General features: G+C 71.3%; 17 protein-coding genes. 13 read left to right on the top strand and 4 right to left on the bottom strand.

Annotated elements, in window-relative coordinates; all coding sequences use genetic code 11:
- The first annotated feature begins 7 nt into the window (after window positions 1–7).
- The 7 genes from J2Y46_RS04375 (at window position 8) to J2Y46_RS04345 (ending at window position 7786) form a co-directional block, all read left to right on the top strand.
- Window positions 8–1276, top strand: a complete 1269-nt coding sequence (locus tag J2Y46_RS04375) for an extracellular solute-binding protein (RefSeq protein WP_310240462.1) — start codon at window positions 8–10, stop codon at window positions 1274–1276.
- A gap of 141 nt (window positions 1277–1417) precedes the next feature.
- Window positions 1418–2368: a carbohydrate ABC transporter permease gene (locus J2Y46_RS04370; RefSeq protein WP_045301914.1), complete on the top strand. Its 951-nt coding sequence runs from the start codon at window positions 1418–1420 to the stop codon at window positions 2366–2368.
- Entirely contained in the window at window positions 2365–3324 is a 960-nt protein-coding gene (locus J2Y46_RS04365) for a carbohydrate ABC transporter permease (RefSeq protein WP_084695746.1), read from the top strand. Before J2Y46_RS04370 ends, J2Y46_RS04365 begins: the two co-directional genes overlap by 4 nt.
- Before the next feature lie 2 nt (window positions 3325–3326).
- On the top strand, window positions 3327–5267 hold the full coding sequence (locus J2Y46_RS04360) for a hypothetical protein (RefSeq protein WP_310240461.1): 1941 nt from the start codon (window positions 3327–3329) through the stop codon (window positions 5265–5267).
- Window position 5268: 1 nt separating this feature from the next.
- Window positions 5269–6060: a ribonuclease activity regulator RraA gene (locus J2Y46_RS04355; RefSeq protein ID WP_310240458.1), complete on the top strand. Its 792-nt coding sequence runs from the start codon at window positions 5269–5271 to the stop codon at window positions 6058–6060.
- Window positions 6030–6989 (top strand): aldo/keto reductase, encoded by a 960-nt coding sequence (locus tag J2Y46_RS04350; RefSeq protein ID WP_045301910.1) that lies wholly within the window; start codon window positions 6030–6032, stop codon window positions 6987–6989. Before J2Y46_RS04355 ends, J2Y46_RS04350 begins: the two co-directional genes overlap by 31 nt.
- Window positions 6986–7786 carry an amidohydrolase gene (locus J2Y46_RS04345; RefSeq protein ID WP_045301908.1) on the top strand — a complete coding sequence of 267 codons (801 nt, stop codon included), beginning with the start codon at window positions 6986–6988 and terminating at the stop codon, window positions 7784–7786. The genes J2Y46_RS04350 and J2Y46_RS04345 overlap by 4 nt, the downstream gene beginning before the upstream one ends.
- Before the next feature lie 9 nt (window positions 7787–7795).
- Here the strand turns inward: J2Y46_RS04345 and J2Y46_RS04340 are convergent, their stop codons facing one another.
- Together J2Y46_RS04340 and J2Y46_RS04335 are read right to left on the bottom strand one after the other, a co-directional pair.
- Entirely contained in the window at window positions 7796–8467 is a 672-nt protein-coding gene (locus J2Y46_RS04340) for a GntR family transcriptional regulator (RefSeq protein WP_052676919.1), read from the bottom strand.
- Window positions 8464–9099 (bottom strand): GDSL-type esterase/lipase family protein, encoded by a 636-nt coding sequence (locus J2Y46_RS04335; RefSeq protein ID WP_045301906.1) that lies wholly within the window; start codon window positions 9097–9099, stop codon window positions 8464–8466. Before J2Y46_RS04335 ends, J2Y46_RS04340 begins: the two co-directional genes overlap by 4 nt.
- 202 nt (window positions 9100–9301) lie before the next feature.
- On the opposite strand from J2Y46_RS04335, the gene J2Y46_RS04330 reads away from it, so the two are divergent.
- The 6 genes from J2Y46_RS04330 (at window position 9302) to rplI (ending at window position 13458) form a co-directional block, all read left to right on the top strand.
- Entirely contained in the window at window positions 9302–10501 is a 1200-nt protein-coding gene (locus J2Y46_RS04330; RefSeq protein WP_045301904.1) for an acyl-CoA dehydrogenase family protein, read from the top strand.
- Window positions 10498–11652 (top strand): CaiB/BaiF CoA-transferase family protein, encoded by a 1155-nt coding sequence (locus J2Y46_RS04325; RefSeq protein ID WP_045301902.1) that lies wholly within the window; start codon window positions 10498–10500, stop codon window positions 11650–11652. The genes J2Y46_RS04330 and J2Y46_RS04325 overlap by 4 nt, the downstream gene beginning before the upstream one ends.
- A 111-nt stretch (window positions 11653–11763) precedes the next feature.
- Window positions 11764–12132, top strand: coding sequence for a 30S ribosomal protein S6 (rpsF, locus tag J2Y46_RS04320; RefSeq protein ID WP_045301900.1), 369 nt, complete (start codon window positions 11764–11766; stop codon window positions 12130–12132).
- Window positions 12133–12137: 5 nt separating this feature from the next.
- Window positions 12138–12665: a single-stranded DNA-binding protein gene (locus J2Y46_RS04315; protein WP_045301898.1), complete on the top strand. Its 528-nt coding sequence runs from the start codon at window positions 12138–12140 to the stop codon at window positions 12663–12665.
- A gap of 74 nt (window positions 12666–12739) precedes the next feature.
- Window positions 12740–12994 (top strand): 30S ribosomal protein S18, encoded by a 255-nt coding sequence (gene rpsR, locus J2Y46_RS04310; RefSeq protein WP_045301896.1) that lies wholly within the window; start codon window positions 12740–12742, stop codon window positions 12992–12994.
- Between the two features lie 11 nt (window positions 12995–13005).
- Window positions 13006–13458: a 50S ribosomal protein L9 gene (gene rplI, locus J2Y46_RS04305; protein ID WP_045301894.1), complete on the top strand. Its 453-nt coding sequence runs from the start codon at window positions 13006–13008 to the stop codon at window positions 13456–13458.
- A gap of 62 nt (window positions 13459–13520) precedes the next feature.
- On the opposite strand, the gene eis is transcribed toward rplI, so the two are convergent.
- Together eis and J2Y46_RS04295 are read right to left on the bottom strand one after the other, a co-directional pair.
- Entirely contained in the window at window positions 13521–14795 is a 1275-nt protein-coding gene (gene eis / locus J2Y46_RS04300; protein ID WP_310240451.1) for a GNAT family N-acetyltransferase, read from the bottom strand.
- 328 nt (window positions 14796–15123) lie between these two features.
- Window positions 15124–16734, bottom strand: a complete 1611-nt coding sequence (locus tag J2Y46_RS04295; RefSeq protein WP_310240449.1) for a hypothetical protein — start codon at window positions 16732–16734, stop codon at window positions 15124–15126.
- Window positions 16735–16844 lie beyond the last annotated feature (110 nt).

The following is a 16844-nucleotide window of genomic DNA, read 5'->3' as shown; positions in this document are numbered from 1 at the left end:
ATCGACGATGATCACCAGACGTACCCTCACCGCGATCGGCGCCGCAGCGGCCGCCGTGACGCTCCTCGCCGGATGTTCCTCCGCAGCGCCGAGCGGGGGTGAGAGTCAGGACGAGGACATCCAGCTGCGCATGCTGGTTAACGTGACCCCCAACCTCACCGAGGAGTGGTGGAACGAACTCGTCGCGCCGTTCGAGGAGGCCAACCCGAACATCGACGTCGTGATCGACAACCCTGGCGCCGAGGGCGTCGCCGCCGCCGTGCCGCGGCTGCTGGCCGCCGGGCAGGCGCCGGACATCGTGCAGTCGCAGGCGCCCACCCCCGACCTCGCCGAAGAGCTGGTCGACCTGTCGGAGTACGACTGGGCGTCGGGCGGCCCGCTCGCCGACCAGTACTCGATCGACGGCAAGTACTACATGGCCGGCGTCGGCGTGCAGCTGCAGAGCCTGTGGTTCTACAACAAGGACGCCTTCGCCGAGGCCGGCATCACCGACGTGCCCACCACCGTCGACGAGCTCGAGGACGCGCTGGGCAAGCTGAAGGACGCGGGATGGACCCCGATCCAGACCGGCGGCGACTGGATGTCCAGCGGCGCACTGCAGACGCTCGCGCTGCCGTCGATCGTCGGCGAGAACCCGGACTGGTTCGCCGACATGAACTCCGGCGACACCACCTTCAGCGCGAGCTACGGCGACTACACCGCGATGTACGCCGACTGGATCGCCGAGGGCTACACGAACGCCGACGCGCTCGGCGTGAAGTACCCGGATGCCGAGCAGGCGTTCCTCTCCGGCAAGGCCGCGCTGTACCCCATGGGCAGCTGGTTCGCCGGCACCGAGGCGAAGGCCGAGAACCCGGCTCCGATCGGCGTCTTCCGCGGACCTGCGGTCGACGGCGTCGCCGACCCCGCCATGGGCGCGAACATCGCCAGCCCGTACATGATCATGAAGGTGTCGGAGCACCAGGACGCCGCGGCGAAGCTCCTCGAGTTCCTCACCACCGACGAGGACGCGGTCCTGGATCAGCTCCAGGTCGACGGCAACTACCGCGACGGCTTCGAGTACGACATGACCGACCTCGGCAAGGAGCTGCTGGCCATCGTTTCCGACACTCCGGCGTCGGCCTACACGCCGACCGGCGGCGGCTACGGTGAGCGCAAGCTCCCCGACGGCTACTCCGGCGAGATCAACACCCAGACGCAGGCGCTGCTCGGCGGCACGTCCGCTGCCGACGTGGACGCGGCGATGGACGCCTGGTTCGAGGCGAACAGCAACTGACGCGAGCCTCGGCGCCGGGACCCACCCCGGCGCCGAGGCACCACGCGCCGCGAGGCTCCGCGCAGCCCGAAGCGATGCGTGCAGAGGGCGTGGGGAGCATCCGTCCCTTCCGTTTCACCGACGATTCGAAAGCAGGCTCATATGGCCGACACCGTGGCCCGTCTGGCGGGCACCGCGAGGGCGCGCACGTCCGCGCCGGCGCGCCGCCGGCGCACCTCGTGGCAGGACCGCCTCGCGGGCGTGATCATGAGCGGCCCCGCGCTCCTGGTGTTCATCGCGATGTTCATCGTGCCGATGCTCCTGGCGGTCGTGCTCAGCTTCACGGACTGGAACGGCTACAGCCTGCGCTTCGATTTCATCGGGTTCGAGAACTACACCGACGCGTTCAAGAACCCGCGCACGGTCGACGCGGCGATCTTCACGGCGATCATCGCCGTCGTGGGCACGCTGCTCTGCAACGGCATCGGCCTGGCCGTGGCTGCCCTCATCGCCGGCAACAGCCGCGGCAACACGGTGCTGCGCACCGTCTTCTTCTATCCGTACATCATCAGCGCCCTGATCATCGGGTTCCTCTGGTCGGCGATGCTCGCCCCGCAGGGCGCCGTCAACTCGCTGCTCGCGCAGTTCGGCGTGGCGCCGCTGCCCTTCCTCACCGACATGACCTTCGCCAAGGCGAGCGTGATCCTCACGATCGTGTGGTCGCACTTCGGCTTCAACATGATCCTCTACCTCGCCGGCATCAAGTCGGTGCCCACCGAGTACTACGAGGCGGCGACCGTCGACGGCGCATCGCGGTGGCAGCAGTTCCGAAACGTGACGCTGCCGCTCATCGCCCCCGTGCTGACGGTGAACCTCGTGCTCACGCTCGTCGGCCTCCTCAAGGCGTACGACATCGTGCTCGCCCTCACCGACGGCGGCCCGGCCGCCTCCACGCAGACGATCGTCTACCAGATCCTCAAGGACTCGTTCGCGCAGGCGCGGCTCGGGTTCGGCGCGGCGCAATCGGTCGTGCTCCTCATCGTGACCGCGGCACTCGGGCTCGCGGTGACGTTCGCGCGCCGCGGCGCCGACCGGAAGGCGAGCGAATCATGACGATGTCGACGCAGACCAGCCCGAACATCGGCGCCGAGCTGATGCTCACCGACGCCGACGAGCTGCCCCGCCGCCGCTACGACAGGCGCGGGCGCCGCCGTGGCGGCCCGGCGGCACAGCGCACGCCGCTCGCCGCATCGATCGTGAAGTGGGCGCTCCTCGGCGCGCTGGCCCTCGTGATGCTCGTGCCGCTGTACATCCTCGTGATCAGCGCGTTCAAGCCGCAGGCCGACATCATCCTGCACCCGCTGGCGATCACGCCCGACATGTTCACGTTCGACTACCTGTGGAACGCACTCACGAGCGAGAAGTTCAACGTCGTCGGCGCCTACGGCATCACCCTGCTGTTCGTCGTGCTCGTGAACATCTTCTGCATCGCGCTCTCGGCGCCGGTCGCCTATGTGATCGCCCGCGGACGCTCGAAGTGGCACCTCGCCCTGCTGCTCGTGTTCGTCTCGGGCCTGTTCATCCCCGGCCAGGTGACTCTCATCCCGGTGGTGTTCGTCCTGCGGGTGCTCGGCCTCATCAACACGATCCCGGGCTTCCTCCTGTTCGAGACCGCGGCGACGCTGCCGGTCACGATCTTCCTGTTCGCCGCCTACCTGCGCACCGTGCCGCGCGACATCGACGAGGCGGCCGCGCTCGACGGCGCCGGGCGCATCCGCGCCTTCTGGTCGTGCATCTTCCCGATCATGCGGCCGGTGGTCGCGACGATCGTCGTGCTCAACTCGATCGGCGTGTGGAACGACTTCGTGAGCCCGCAGATCATCCTCGGACCCGGCTCCGGCATCTACACGGTGACCACCGGCGTCTACGCGGCCGTCGGAGAGTTCTCGACCGACTACACGGTGCTGTTCCCGACGCTGCTGCTGGCGATCGCACCCGCCGTCATCTTCTTCATCATCATGCAGCGGCACATCATCGGCGGCCTGGTCGCCGGAGCGACGAAGGGCTGACGTTGAGCGACGCGATCCACGGGCATCCGCTGTCAGAGATCCCCGCGTGGGCGGTGCTCGAGCGCCGCCTGTTCGACGAGATCGAGGCCGCCTGGCGCCTCTTCTCCGGGACCTTCGCCGAACCCGACGGGCGGCTGCGCTTCGCGGCGGACTTCGTCGACCGCGACGGCGTCGACGACCTCTACGAGCCGTTCTTCAACTGGCCGGCGTTCTACCTGCTGGGCGGGAGCGACGACATCCTCGCGGCGGCGAAGCGCCACTGGGAGGGCGTGACCGCACAGCTCACCGAGGCCGGAATGGTCACCGACGAGTATGAGAACGGCTACGACTGGTTCCACCAGGGCGAGTCGCTCCTCTTCTTCTATGGTCTGTGTGCCGCCGATCCATCCGACCGCGCGTTCGCCGAGCGGGCGCGCCGCTTCGCGGAGCTGTACACGGATGCTGCCCACGGCAACTTCGATGCGGCGCTCGGCATCATCCGCGCCCCGCACAACGGAGCGCTGGGTCCCCGCCCGGGTCTGAGCGACGAGCCGGAGCCGTACTCGTCCGAGCGGCCCGAGATGCGGCCCTATGGTCTGCCGCTCGAGTACGTGCCGGGGGTGGACGAGTGGGACGACCTCGCCGATCCCGCACTCGCCGTGGCGATGGGCGAGGCGATGCACCGCGCGGCCGCGGGTGACGTCGCGGTGAACCTCGCCGCCACGAGCCTGGTGGCCAACCGCTGGCTCTACGACGGCGACGAGCAGTCCGCCGCGTGGGTGCACGCGTACGTCGACGGCTGGCGGGCCCGCGCTGCCGCGAACGGCGGCCTCGTGCCCGACAGCGTCGCGCCCGACGGCACGGTGGGCGGGCTGCACGAGGGTCGTTGGTACGGCGGGCACTACGGCTGGAGCTGGCCGCACGGCCTGCCGTCGGTCGGCATGGCGGCGGTCATCGCCGGCATCAACGAGGCATTCCTCACCGGTGACGACGGCGCCCTCGACATGGCGCGCGCTCTCCTGGACACCGTCCTCGACAACGCGATCGTCGCCCCCATCGCCGAGACGCCTTTCAGCCTGCGGGGCGGCTGGCTCGCCCGCTGGGGGACGGATGCCGCGAAGCCGGCGCTGCTCGTTCCCCATCGCCACGGGCGTCACGGCTGGTTCGACTACGGCCCGATGCCGCTGGAGCTGCCGCTGTGGGTGTGGTGGTGGTCGCGTCGCGACGACGACCTCGCGCGGGTGCGGCGGGCGATCGCGGGCCTTCCCGCGATGGACGATCCGGTCAAGGCATTCCGTGACAAGGCGGAGGCGGGGCACGAGGCACCGTGGCTCGCATACCTCGACGGCGAGCTGCCCGAGTATCCGTCGCGGGCGCTGTCGATGGCCCTCGGCCAGGTCGCCCGGCGCGTGGCGCTGATGGCCGCGGCGGAGGCGGATCCGGATGCTGCGCACCTCCACTTCGGCCAGCGCGTGAACCCCGTCGTGACCGAGGTGCTGAGCCAGCTCGTCTCGGGCACGCCGCAGGTGCTCTACAACGGCGGCCTGCCCTTCGCGGCGGTCGTCTACGAGGACGCCGACGCCGCCCGGCCCGGCCTGCCGCGCGACGTGGCCGCGCTCGTGTCGCGGCTCGACGGCGACGACCTCGACCTGGCGCTCGTCAACACGTCGACCACGCGCAGCCGCCGCGTGACAGTGCGTGCCTCGCGCTTCGGCGAGCGGCGCGTGGCATCGGTCACGGTCCGCACCGAGACCGGCGGCGAGTACCCCGGGCGCAGCACCGCGTACGCCGCGGTGCCCGGCACACCGACCCTCCTGCAGCGCGAGGTCGAATCCGGCGCCGTCGAGGTCGAACTCCCGCCGGCGCATCGCGTCGACCTCACCCTGCACACCGTCGCCTCGGGAGCCGCACCGCGGCACCGGGGCGCAGCATCCGTCCTTTCCGCCGCCGTCTCGAAGGAGTGACATGTCCGATTCCTCAGCCCCGTTCCCGCGGCCCGCGTTCGATCTGCCGGTGCGCGGCGGTGCCTACCAGCGCGCCGACCCCGACACGCTGCGCGAGCTCGAGCGGGTGTCGGCTGCGACCGCCTGCGCGAAGCTGCACGGCATGGGCATCTCGCGCTCGTTCGTCGAGGGTCCGCGCCCGCTCGCCGAAGGGCAGCGCATCGTCGGCTCGGCCATCACGCTGCAGTTCATGCCGCAGCGCGAGGATCTCGCTTCGGGTCACGGGCAGGAGTACGTCGAGCGGCACACCGCGCTGTGGCACGTCCTGGAGCAGGTCCAGCCCGGCGACGTGCTCGTGATCCAGGCCTTCGGGAGCCGGTACTCCGGCTGCATCGGCGACATCCTCGCGCGCTACTTCCTCCGCAAGGGCGGCGTGGGCATCGTGGTCGACGGGCGCATCCGCGACTCCGACCGCATCAAGGACCTCGGGCTGCCGGTGTGGTCCACGGGCACCACGCCGCATTACGCGTCGCAGACCGACCTGTTCCCGTGGGCGTACGACGTGCCGGTCGCCGTCGGCGGCGCCCTGTGCATGCCGGGCGACATCGTGATCGCCGACGGCGACGGCCCCGTGATCGTGCCACAGGCGATGGCCGAGTCGGTCGTGGAGTCGGCGCAGGACCACGAGGACTGGGAGGTGTTCAGCCGCCTGCGCCTCGACGAGGGCGCGCGGCTCAGCGACTACTACCCGCTCACGCCCGACTCGCGGGAGGAGTACGAGAAGTGGCGTTCCGTGCAGGCCTTCGCCCGCTGACGGCGACTGCGGGCGCGTCCGACACGTTCGGTCTGGGGTGCGCGCCGATCGGCAACCTGTTCCAGGCCGTCGCCGAGCCGGACGCCGACGAGACCGTCGCGGCGGCGCTGGGTCGCGGCATCCGCTTCTTCGACACGGCTCCGCACTACGGCGCCGGCGCGAGCGAGGCGCGGCTGGGTCGCGCGCTCGCCGGCGTCGACCGCGACACCGTCGCGATCGCGACCAAGGTCGGCCGGCGGGTCATCGATGCATCCGGCGCGACCGTGCCGACCGGCGGGATCGGCGTCGACACGGTCGGCGACCTGACGCGCGACGGTGTGCTGCGCAGTCTCGAGGGGAGCCTCGCGCGCTTGAAGACCGACCGGATCGACCTGCTGTACCTGCACGATCCGCTCGACGTCGATGAGGCGCTGGCCCAGGCGATGCCGGTTCTCGCCGACCTGCGCGCGCAGGGCGTCGTGCGGGCGATCGGCGTGGGCATGGTGTGGCCCGAGCCGCTGATGCGGTTCGTGCGCGAGGCCGACGTCGACGTCGTCATGATCGCGGGCCGCACGACGCTGCTCGACCATCGTGGCGAGGACGAGCTGCTGCCCGAGGCCGCACGCCGCGGCGTCGGCGTGATCGCGGCGGGCGTGTTCAACTCGGGCATCCTCGCCGATCCGGTGGCCGCGCCGTACTTCGACTACCGGGAGGCCCCGGCCGAGCTGCGCGAGCGCGCCCTGCGGCTCGCGGCGATCTGCGATGCCCGGGGCGTGCCGCTGCGGCACGCGGCGGCGCGCTACCCGCTGCGTCTGCCCGCCGTCGAGGCGGTCGTCGTCGGCGCCCGCACGGCGGCCGAGGTCGACGACTTCGCGGCCGCGGAGCACGTCGCGATCCCCGGCGAGCTGTGGCGCGAGCTGGCGGAGCTCGCCGGGTCCGGGCGCGTGTGAGCGGCGGCATCGTCGACGCGCACGTCCACGTGTGGGACCTCGATCGGTTCCCGCTCTCGTGGTTCCGCGACGACCTCGCGCTGCCGCGGGCGGCCACGACGGAGGGACTGACTGATGCCGCGGCCGCCGCCTCCCGTCCGCTCGAAGCCGCCGTGGCCGTGCAGGCGGCCGACACGCCGGCCGAGATGACCTGGCTCCGCGACCTCGCCCGGCGCGATCCTGTCGTCCGCGCCGCGGTGCTGCAGTTCGCGCCGGCGGCCGGGTGGGCGGGTGTGGCCAGCGCCGTGCTCGATCAGGGGATCGCCGGCGTGCGCGTGGCCACTCCTGGCGGTGCCGCGGATCTCTCCGACGTCTCCGGCCTCGACGCGCTGTGCGAGGGCGCGGCCGACACGGGACGCGTCGTGGAGTTCCTCGTGCGGCCCGCACAGCTCGATGCCGTGGCGGGCGTCGCGGCGCGGCATCCGCGCACGTCCGTCGTGCTGTGTCATCTCGGCCTCGGGGCGAAGGGGCCCGACGCGGCGTGGGAGGAGTCGCTGCGCCTCGTGGCCCGGCAGCCGAACGCGTTCGCGAAGTTCTCCGGAGTCGCCACGCGACCCGGTGATCACGCGCGACTGACCGCGCTCGCGGCGACGGCGTTCGACGCCTTCGGCGCCTCGCGGCTGATGGTCGGCAGCGACTGGCCGATGTCGGCGCGATACCTCTCTTATACGCAGCTCGTCGACGACGTCGACCGGGCCTGGGGCTCTCGTCCCGACGCGTTCTGGGGATCCACGGCGTGCGAGCTCTACCGCAGGTGACCCGCGGCGCTACGCGCCCTCGGACTCGTCCGGAAGCAGGGTGCCGGCGGCGTGGGCGTGGAACAGCTGCGCCGCCGCGTCGGGGTCGCCCGCGTCGAGCGCCTCGAGGAGGCTCCGATGCCACTCGGCGACGTCGTGCCAGTCGCCCGGGAACGACGGGTCGCCGAGCACGTGGAGCGAGCGCAGGCTCGGCTCGATGATGTCCCACATGCGCGGGAGATACACATTGCCGCTGCCCTCGATCACGCCGCGGTGGAACGCGAAGTCGAGCTCGCGGAAGACGCCGAGGTCCTTCGCATCAGCGGCCGCGTGCATCTGGGCGATGAGGTCCTCGAGGCGCTGGTGCGTGCCGGCATCGAGTGCGCCGCACGCGAGGCGGCCGGCGATCGACTCGAGCTCGGCGCGCGCCACCTTGGCCTGCGCGACCTCCTCGTCGGTGTAGCTGGTCACGAAGTTGCCCTGGTGGCGCACATGGGTGACGAGTCCCTCGTGGGCGAGCTGCTTGAGTGCGTCCCGGACGGGTGCCTGACTCACCTGGAGCCGCCGCGCGAGCTGCGATTCGACGAGCTGCTCGCCGGGCGCGAGCGAGCCGTCCTTGATCATCGTCTTGACGAGCTCGTAGATCTGGTCCGAGAGCAGACCGCGCTTCAGCTCGGTCACGGCGCTCAGCGCATCGGTCATGGTGCGACCCCCGTGGTTGCGGCCCCGACGGGTGCCGCGGCGTACGCCGCCAGCCACGCGTCGGCGATGATGGCGGCGCCCTGCGGCGTCGGGTGCACGCCGTCGGGCGCGATGGCGCCGGCGCCGTGCTCGGCGGCGGCCGCGCCGATGCCGTCGTGCAGCTCGACGAGCGTCGCGTCGAACCGTTGCGCAAGGCGACGAACCGCGGCCCGCTTCGGATCGAGGTCCTCGAGCCACGCGGCCTGGCCTTCGCTCACCGGCACGAAGAAGGGCTCGATGAGAAGGATCCGCTCGACGCCGGCGCCGCGGGCCGCCTCCAGCAGCGCCGTGACGGTCGACTCGAAGTCCAGGGCAGACGTGGGGTCGTCGGAGTCGAAGCGGCGCCACATGTCGTTCACGCCGACGTACACCGTGAGCACGGTGGGCCCCGCGCCCAGCACATCGTCCCAGCGCGCGGCGAGGTCGACGGCGCGGTCGCCCGAGATGCCCTTGTTGACGACGACGGCGTCCTCGCCGACCGCCTCCGCGATGAGCCGGACATACCCGTCCCCCAGCGACGTGGCGTCGTCGCGGTCGCGGCCGGCATCGGTGATCGAATCGCCGGCGAAGACGAGGGTGGTCGAGCGAGGCATCCGTGGTCCCATCGTTGGAGCGTGTTCCGCCAGCATAATCGATAATCGCTTGAGCCGATCGATCCTGGCCCGCGCGGATCTCCCATGCCGGGTTCCCGCGAACCTATCGCCTTCAAGCCTCCCGAGGCGAGAGTCGCCGGTCGCGGCATCGGGGAGAATCGACGCAGAAGCGCGCGAGCGCACACCGACGCGAGGAGGCGCCGTGACCGATGTCCGCCGTGACCCCGAGGATCTCGCCGCGCTGCGCGAGGCATCCGATGTCCTCGGCATCGATGCGCAGCTGAGCCCCGACGAGCGGGCCACCCGCGACCGGGTGCGCGCGTTCGTCGACGCAGAGCTGCGCCCGCACATCGCGGACTGGTTCGACCGGGCACACTTCCCCGTCGAGCTGGCGCCTGCGCTCGGACGCCTCGGCGTACTCGGCATGGAGCTCGAGGGGTACGGGTGCCCCGGCCGCAGCGCCGTCGAGTACGGCCTGGCCGCGCTCGAGCTCGAGGCCGGCGACTCGGGTATCCGCACGTTCGTCTCGGTGCAGGGCTCGCTCGCGATGGGCTCGATCCACCGCTGGGGCAGCGAGGAGCAGAAGCAGGAGTGGCTGCCGCCGATGGCTGCGGGCGACGTGATCGGCGCGTTCGGGCTCACCGAGCCGGGCGCCGGGTCCGACCCCTCCAGCATGACGACGTTCGCCCGCCGCGACGGCGACGACTGGGTGATCACGGGCGCGAAGCGGTGGATCGGCCTCGCGTCGGTCGCGCAGCTCGCGGTGGTGTGGGCGCAGACCGACGACGGCGTCCGCGGTTTCATCGTGCCCACCGATGCGCCCGGTTTCGAGATCACGGTCCTCGAGCCGAAGGGCTCGATGCGGGCGTCGGTGCAGACGGCGCTGCAGTTCGACGAGGTGCGCGTGCCGGCATCCGCTCTCCTTCCCGGAGCACGAGGTCTGCGCGGCCCGTTCTCGGCGCTCAGCGACGCGCGGTACGGGATCGTCTGGGGCGCGCTCGGCGCCGGGCGCGACAGCTACGAGGCGGCGCTGCGGCATGCGCTGAGGCGCGAGCAGTTCGGCAAGCCGATCGCGGGATTCCAGCTCACTCAGCGAAAACTCGTCGACATGGTCGTCGAGCTGCAGAAGGGCGCCCTCCTGGCGCTGCAGATCGGGCGCGCGAAGGATGCCGGAACCCTGACGCCCGCCCAGATCTCGCTGGGCAAGCTCAACAACGTGCGCGAGGCGATCGAGATCGCGCGCGAGGCCCGCACTATCCTGGGCGGCGACGGCGTGCTGCTCGAGAACTCGCCGATCCGCCACGCGGCGAACCTCGAGTCGGTGCGCACCTACGAGGGCACCGACGAGGTGCACACCCTCATCCTCGGCCAGCACCTCACGGGGCTGGGCGCGTTCCGATGACGGCGCCCGGTGAGCACACGGCCGGCCCGCTCGCCGGACTCCTCGTCGCGGACTTCTCGCGTGTGCTCGCGGGGCCGTACTGCACCATGCTGCTGGCCGACCAGGGTGCCACGGTCGTCAAGGTCGAGGGTCCGGCGGGCGACGAGACGCGGCACTGGATGCCGCCGTCGCGCGACGGAGAGGCCACCTACTATCTGTCGATCAATCGCGGCAAGCGCGCCATCACGCTCGACTTCGACGACGTCGAAGACCTCGCCCTCGCCCGCGCGCTCGCCCACCGCGCCGATGTCGTGATCGCGAACTTCAAGCCCGGCGGACTCACGCGCTTCGGACTCGACTACGACGCCGTGCACGCCGCGAACCCCCGCGCCGTGTACGTCTCGATCACCGGCTTCGGCGCCGACTCGGCTCTTCCCGGCTACGACGTGCTGGGCCAGGCGCTGTCGGGACTCATGAGTGTCACCGGTGCGCCTGACGGCGAGCCGACGAAGGCCGGCGTCGCGATCGTCGACGTCGTCACCGGCCTCCACGCGGGTCTCGGCGCGCTCGCCGCGCTGCGGCACCGCGACGCCACCGGCCAGGGGCAGCACGTCGAGGTCAACCTCCTGTCGTCGGCGCTGTCGGCGCTCGTCAACCAGTCGGGTGCGTACGCGGTCGCCGGCGTGGTGCCCGAGCGGCTCGGCAACGACCATCCGAGCGTGTACCCGTACGGCGCGTTCCCCACGGCCGACGGCGAGCTCGTCCTCGCGGTCGGCAACGACGGCCAGTTCCAGCGACTGTGCCTGGTGCTCGGAATCCCGGATGCCGCGGCCGACCCGCGCTTCCTCCACAACGCCGATCGCAGCATGGGCCGCGAGACACTGCGCCCGGTGCTCGAGCGGGCGTTGGCGGCGCGTTCCGCGACGGACTGGGAAGCCCGTCTGACGGCGGCAGGGGTCCCCTGCGCACCGATCCTCGCGATGGACGCCGCCTTCGCGCGCGCCCGGGCGCTCGGCCTCGACCCCGTCGCCCACGCCGGCGCGGAGCGCGTGCCGGGGGTGCGGCATCCGATCTCCTTCTCCGCCACGCCGCCCGAGTACCCACTCGCACCACCCGCGGCCGACGCTGACAGAGCCTGGGTTCGGCGTCTGCTCGGGGATCCGGTACCATAGGAGGGTTGTCCGCACGCGCAACCTTGCGCGGCGAGTCGGACGACGTGCAAACACACCCTCCTGCTGCCGGGAAATGCCCGACAGCCGTTCTAGTCCGAAGGAGGTGGGTTAGTGACGCACCAGTACGAACTCATGGTCATCCTGAACCCCGAGATCGACGAGCGCCAGGTCGGCGCCAACCTCGACAAGTTCCTGAAGGTCATCACGACCGACGGCGGCACCATCGAGAACATCGACATCTGGGGCAAGCGCCGTCTTGCTTACGAGATCCAGAAGAAGAACGAGGGCATCTACGCCGTCGTCAACTTCACCGCCACGGCTGCGACCACGCAGGAGCTCGACCGCCAGCTGAACCTGAGCGAGCAGATCATGCGCACCAAGGTCCTCCGCGCCGAGGAAGCGATCGCCATGATCGCCTCGGAGAAGCAGCGTGCCGACGAGCGCGCCGCCCGCAAGACCGCCAAGGCTGCGAAGGCGTAAGGACGATGGCCGGCGAGACGATCATCACCGTCGTGGGCAACCTCACGGCTGATCCCGAACTGCGGTACACGCAGAACGGTCTCCCCGTCGCGAACTTCACGATCGCGTCGACGCCTCGCAACTTCGACCGTCAGGCGAACGAGTGGAAGGACGGCGAAGCGCTGTTCCTCCGCGCGAGCGTGTGGCGCGAGTTCGCCGAGCACGTGGCCGGCTCGCTGACGAAGGGCATGCGGGTCATCGCGACCGGCCGCCTCAAGCAGCGCAGCTACCAGGACCGCGAGGGCAACAATCGCACCGCCATCGAGCTCGAGGTCGACGAGATCGGCCCGTCGCTGCGCTACGCGACCGCACAGGTCACCCGCGCCGCGGGCGGCTCCGGCGGTGGTGGCGGCAACTTCGGCGGCGGCGGTCAGTCGCGTCCGCAGGTCGCCGACGAGCCGTGGTCGACGCCCGGTTCGCAGAACGCCGGCGGTGCCGGCGGCGGCGACGCGTGGGCTGCCCCGGGCGCCTACGGCGACGACACCCCGTTCTGATCGGTCAGATCTCACAACAGGTTCCGGATGCCTCGTGACGAGGCATCCGGTCAGCAAAACGTAAAGGAAACACCATGGCTGGAAAGGCAACCGGCGACCGCCGGAAGCCGCGGAAGGGCGCGAAGAACGCGGCCCCCGCGAAGGCGATCCGGGTCGGTCTCATCGACTACAAGGACGTCGCGACGCTTCGCAAGTTCATCTCGGAGCGCGGGAAGATCCGCGCCCGTCGTATCACCGGTGTCTCGGTGCAGGAGCAGCGTCTGATCGCCAAGGCGATCAAGAACGCGCGCGAAATGGCGCTCCTGCCTTACGCCGGCGCTGGCCGCTAAGGAGTACCCACATGGCAAAGCTCATTCTCACGAACGAGGTCGCCGGGCTCGGTAGCGCCGGTGACGTGGTCGAGGTCAAGAACGGGTTCGCCCGCAACTACCTCATCCCCCAGGGCTTCGCGGTCGCGTGGACCCGCGGTGGCGAGAAGCAGGTGGCGTCGATCCGCGCCGCCCGCGAGGCGCGCGCGATCCACGACCACGAAGAGGCCGTGGCCCTGAAGAACAACCTCGAGACCAACAAGGTCCGCCTCGCCGTCAAGGCCGGCGCCGAGGGTCGCCTGTTCGGCGCGGTCAAGACCGTCGACGTCGCGGAGGCCGTCAAGGCCGCCGGTCTCGGCGAGCTCGACAAGCGCAAGATCCACATCACCTCCCCGATCAAGTCGGTGGGCGAGCACGAGGCCACCGTTCGCCTCCGCGACGACCTCACCGCCGTGATCACCCTGCAGGTGGTCGCCGCCAAGTAGTACCTGGCGCACGAACGGATGCCGCGAACCCCACGGGTTCGCGGCATCCGTCGTCTCCGCGATCAGAAGATCCAGTTCGCGCCGGCCGCGACCGGCCATGACCATGCGGCCGAGGCGGCGCGCAGCGCCTCGGGTGTGCGCACCTCGATGAGCCCCGCCTGTGCGAGCGAGGCGAGGGAGATCGACCCCAGGTGCGCTGCTCCGAGCTCGCGGACGTCGAGCACGAGGTCGGGTTCGGAATCCGATGCCGTCACCTCCGCGTGCTCCCACGCACCGGCGCGCACGCGCCACCGCCCCGCGTTCGCGGGCAGCATCGCGTCGGTCACCTCGAGCACCACGTCGACGTCGCCCGCGTACCGCCGCCCGCCGAGCGCCGCGGGCAGGTCGAGGATGCGGATCCAGGAGTTGTCCTGGTAGTCGGGCACCGCGGGGCGGATGTCGACGAGCAGCGACACGATGGGGTCGTCGACGGGCAGGTTCGAGATGCTGACGCGGGTGGTGAGGTCGAGGTCGAGCAGCACCGACCACATCCGGTGCGCCGCCGCCGCGGTCAGCGCGACCGCTTCGCGCACGTGGACGGTGCCCTCGGCGCCGGCCCGCTCCCACGACATCGCACGACGGAAGGTCGCGTACGCGAGCGTGTCGTCGGCGGCGTCGCGCACCAGGAGGAGCCGCAGCGACTCCTTGCCGCCGCGGTACGCGGGCGGGTCGGCCTCGCGGGCGGTGCGCTGCTCGGGCGTCTCGCGCGTCGCCCACCCCGGACGACCGAGCCCGGCAGGCAGCCGCGCGTAGTCGCGATGGATCGTGGCCACGAGATCGCCGTGGATCTCGGCATCCCATTCCTCCAGCTCGACCTCGAGCTCGGCGGCCCCGGCCACCGGGCGCAGCGCCGCGCCGCGCGGGATCGTGAGGTCGAGCTGGGTCGAGGCCATGCCGTAGCCGAAGCGGCCGTAGATGGGGGTCTCGGCGGCCATGAGGCCGGAGATCGCCTCGCCGTTGCGGAGGCAGTCGGCGAAGTGGTGCTCGATCATGCCGCGGAGGATTCCGCGCCGCCGGTGGCCCGGGTGCACGCCGACCCAGGTGAGCCAGCCGCACGCGATCTCGGCGCCGGGGACGGGGTAGGCACGCAGCGGATAGGCGCCGTGGAAGCCGGCGAGCACCTCCTCGTCGTCGACGCGGGCGACCCCGTAGGTGCGATCCCAGCTGAGCGGGCTCGGCAGCTCCCGCAGCGCCTCGACGGAGCGCTCCGTGGGGAAGGCCCAGGTGTCGAGGCGGAGGACGTCCTCGAGCCGGTCGGCGTCGACAGGGGTCAGGCGATAGGGATCGGGCAGCGGCATCCCTCCACTCTGGCGAGGAGGAGACGGGCGCGCAACGCGTCGGATGCGCGGGGGACGAGCGGGCATGACGAGGCGGATGCCGCGAGCCCCCCGGGTCGCGGCATCCGCTCGTGACATCTCCGGGTGCGTCGCCCCGGTCCAGGCATTGTGCCGGGACACCGCACTGCGGAGATGGTGTGGACCCCCGATCACGAGGCGCGGTCCAGGCAGAGCCGGCTCTCGCGATCGGGGGCGTTCAGGGCGGGAGGGCCGCTGGGGGACGGCCCTCCCGCGCGCTCACGCGGGTGGGGCGAGGGACGCCTGGGGTACGTCGACCCGCCCCGTCGACTCACGCGGAGCGCCGCCGCGACGCGCGTGCGATGGCGCCCGCTGCGAGCAGCGAGAGCGCGAGCAGCAGGAACGGCATCACACCCGTCCCTCCCGTCGTGGCGAGCCGGGTCGATGTGCCGGCCTGGGCCGACGAGCCGGTGACCGCGACCGAGCCGGTCGTGCCGTCGGTGCCTCCCGTGCCACCGTCACCGGGGCCGGCGGGGTCGGTCGGGTCGGTGGGGTCGGTGGGGTCCGTCGGATCGGTGGGGTCGGTCGGATCGGTCGGGTCCGTGGGATCGGTGGGGTCCGTCGGATCGACCGGCCCGCTCACGTCCGTGTCGCCGAGCAGGTCGGTGAGCAGATCGTCGACCAGTCCGGTGTCGTCCACCGCGTCCGCGACGTTGTCGCCGGCGTTCTGCACCGTGTCGGAGACCGCGCCGAGCACGTCGCCGCCGCTCAGCAGCTCGTCGAGGATCGTGTCGACATCGCCCAGAGCGTCGACCACCAGAGAATCGAGCACCTGGTCGGCGGTGTTCTCCGTGGCGTTGGTCACCGTGGTGCCGAGGTCGGCACCCAGGTCGGCCACCGTGGTGCCGAGGTCGTCGACGGCGCTGTCGAGGTCACCGTCGAGCAGATCGTCGACGAGGGTGTCCCCGTTGTCGACGAGGTTGCCGACGAGTCCGCCCTCGACCAGGATGCCGTCGCCGACGACATCGTTCAGACCGGACTCGTCACCGAGCAGGCCATCCAGGATGCCGGTGCCCGCGGTCGTATCGGTGACGCCGTCGAGGAGGTCGCCGACGGGACCCGTGAGCGGGGCGAGCGCGCCGTCGTCGCCGAGGACCGGATCGAGCACGCTGTCGCCGAGGAGACCGTCGACGAGGCCGTCGTCCTCGGTCAGACCGGTCAGCAGGCCGTCCGCATCCGCGACCGGTGTGGCCGGGGTCGACGCGGGGCCGCCCTCGAGCGTCCGCTCGAGGGCGTCTTCGAGCAGACCCGTCGTGTCGATGGCGTCGCCGGTGTTCTCGCCCGCATGCTGGAGCAGTCCGTCGGGGCCGGTGATCGCCGTGTCGCCCGACAGCACACCCACCGCGTCCGTGAGTGCGTCGTGCACGAGGCCGTCGATGACCTGATCGTCGGTGTTCGCCGCCGCAGCGGTGACGGTCTGTCCGACATCGGAGCCGAGGTCCTGGACCGTCGTTGCGAGATCCGTGACGGCGGCCTGGATGTCACCCGCGGCGACGTCGCCGATGACGGCATCGCCGTTGGCCGCGAGGGTGCCGACGGTTCCGCCCTCGACGAGGGCGCCGTCGCCGACGACATCATCGAGTGCGCCGCCGTCACCCACGAGGGTGCCGACGACCGCGGTCCCGGCGGTGGTGTCGGTGAGGTCGTTCACGACCGCGGCTGCTGCGTCGGCGACCGGGTCGAGACCGCCGTCATCGCCCAGGAGCGGATCGACGATTCCGTCGCCGACGATCGAGTCGACGAGCCCGTCGTCGGCGACGACCGACGACAGAAGGTCCGGATCCGATGGTGGTTCGGCCGCATTCGCGACCGTCGCGCCGAGCAGCGTGATGCCGCCGGCCAGGAGCGTGCCCAAGAGGGCGCGCTTGTAGAGAGTGCGCATGATGTTCCCCTTTGTGGATTGATCGATTCGCAGCGCGGAAGGGCCGCGCTGCTCAGCGCGGAGGGCGCGCTGATGCTCTGCCGCTCACGCTCGGGTGAGCAGAAGCGGCG

It is taken from the genome of Microbacterium sp. BE35 (genome assembly GCF_031457705.1).
GTDB classification, from domain to species: domain Bacteria; phylum Actinomycetota; class Actinomycetes; order Actinomycetales; family Microbacteriaceae; genus Microbacterium; species Microbacterium trichothecenolyticum.
Note: the sequence above shows the minus strand (reverse complement) of the source record. Positions and strands in the feature narration are given on the sequence as shown.

What these genes read in the sequence shown, in the direction of transcription:
- J2Y46_RS04375 (WP_310240462.1), top strand. Translation starts at nt 8, where the DNA reads ATGATCACCAGACGTACCCTCACCGCGATCGGCGCCGCAGCGGCCGCC.
- J2Y46_RS04370 (WP_045301914.1), top strand. Translation starts at nt 1,418, where the DNA reads ATGGCCGACACCGTGGCCCGTCTGGCGGGCACCGCGAGGGCGCGCACG.
- J2Y46_RS04365 (WP_084695746.1), top strand. Translation starts at nt 2,365, where the DNA reads ATGACGATGTCGACGCAGACCAGCCCGAACATCGGCGCCGAGCTGATG.
- J2Y46_RS04355 (WP_310240458.1), top strand. Translation starts at nt 5,269, where the DNA reads ATGTCCGATTCCTCAGCCCCGTTCCCGCGGCCCGCGTTCGATCTGCCG.
- J2Y46_RS04340 (WP_052676919.1), bottom strand. Translation starts at nt 8,467, where the DNA reads ATGACCGATGCGCTGAGCGCCGTGACCGAGCTGAAGCGCGGTCTGCTC.
- J2Y46_RS04335 (WP_045301906.1), bottom strand. Translation starts at nt 9,099, where the DNA reads ATGCCTCGCTCGACCACCCTCGTCTTCGCCGGCGATTCGATCACCGAT.
- J2Y46_RS04325 (WP_045301902.1), top strand. Translation starts at nt 10,498, where the DNA reads ATGACGGCGCCCGGTGAGCACACGGCCGGCCCGCTCGCCGGACTCCTC.
- J2Y46_RS04315 (WP_045301898.1), top strand. Translation starts at nt 12,138, where the DNA reads ATGGCCGGCGAGACGATCATCACCGTCGTGGGCAACCTCACGGCTGAT.
- rpsR (WP_045301896.1), top strand. Translation starts at nt 12,740, where the DNA reads ATGGCTGGAAAGGCAACCGGCGACCGCCGGAAGCCGCGGAAGGGCGCG.
- rplI (WP_045301894.1), top strand. Translation starts at nt 13,006, where the DNA reads ATGGCAAAGCTCATTCTCACGAACGAGGTCGCCGGGCTCGGTAGCGCC.
- eis (WP_310240451.1), bottom strand. Translation starts at nt 14,795, where the DNA reads ATGCCGCTGCCCGATCCCTATCGCCTGACCCCTGTCGACGCCGACCGG.
- J2Y46_RS04295 (WP_310240449.1), bottom strand. Translation starts at nt 16,734, where the DNA reads ATGCGCACTCTCTACAAGCGCGCCCTCTTGGGCACGCTCCTGGCCGGC.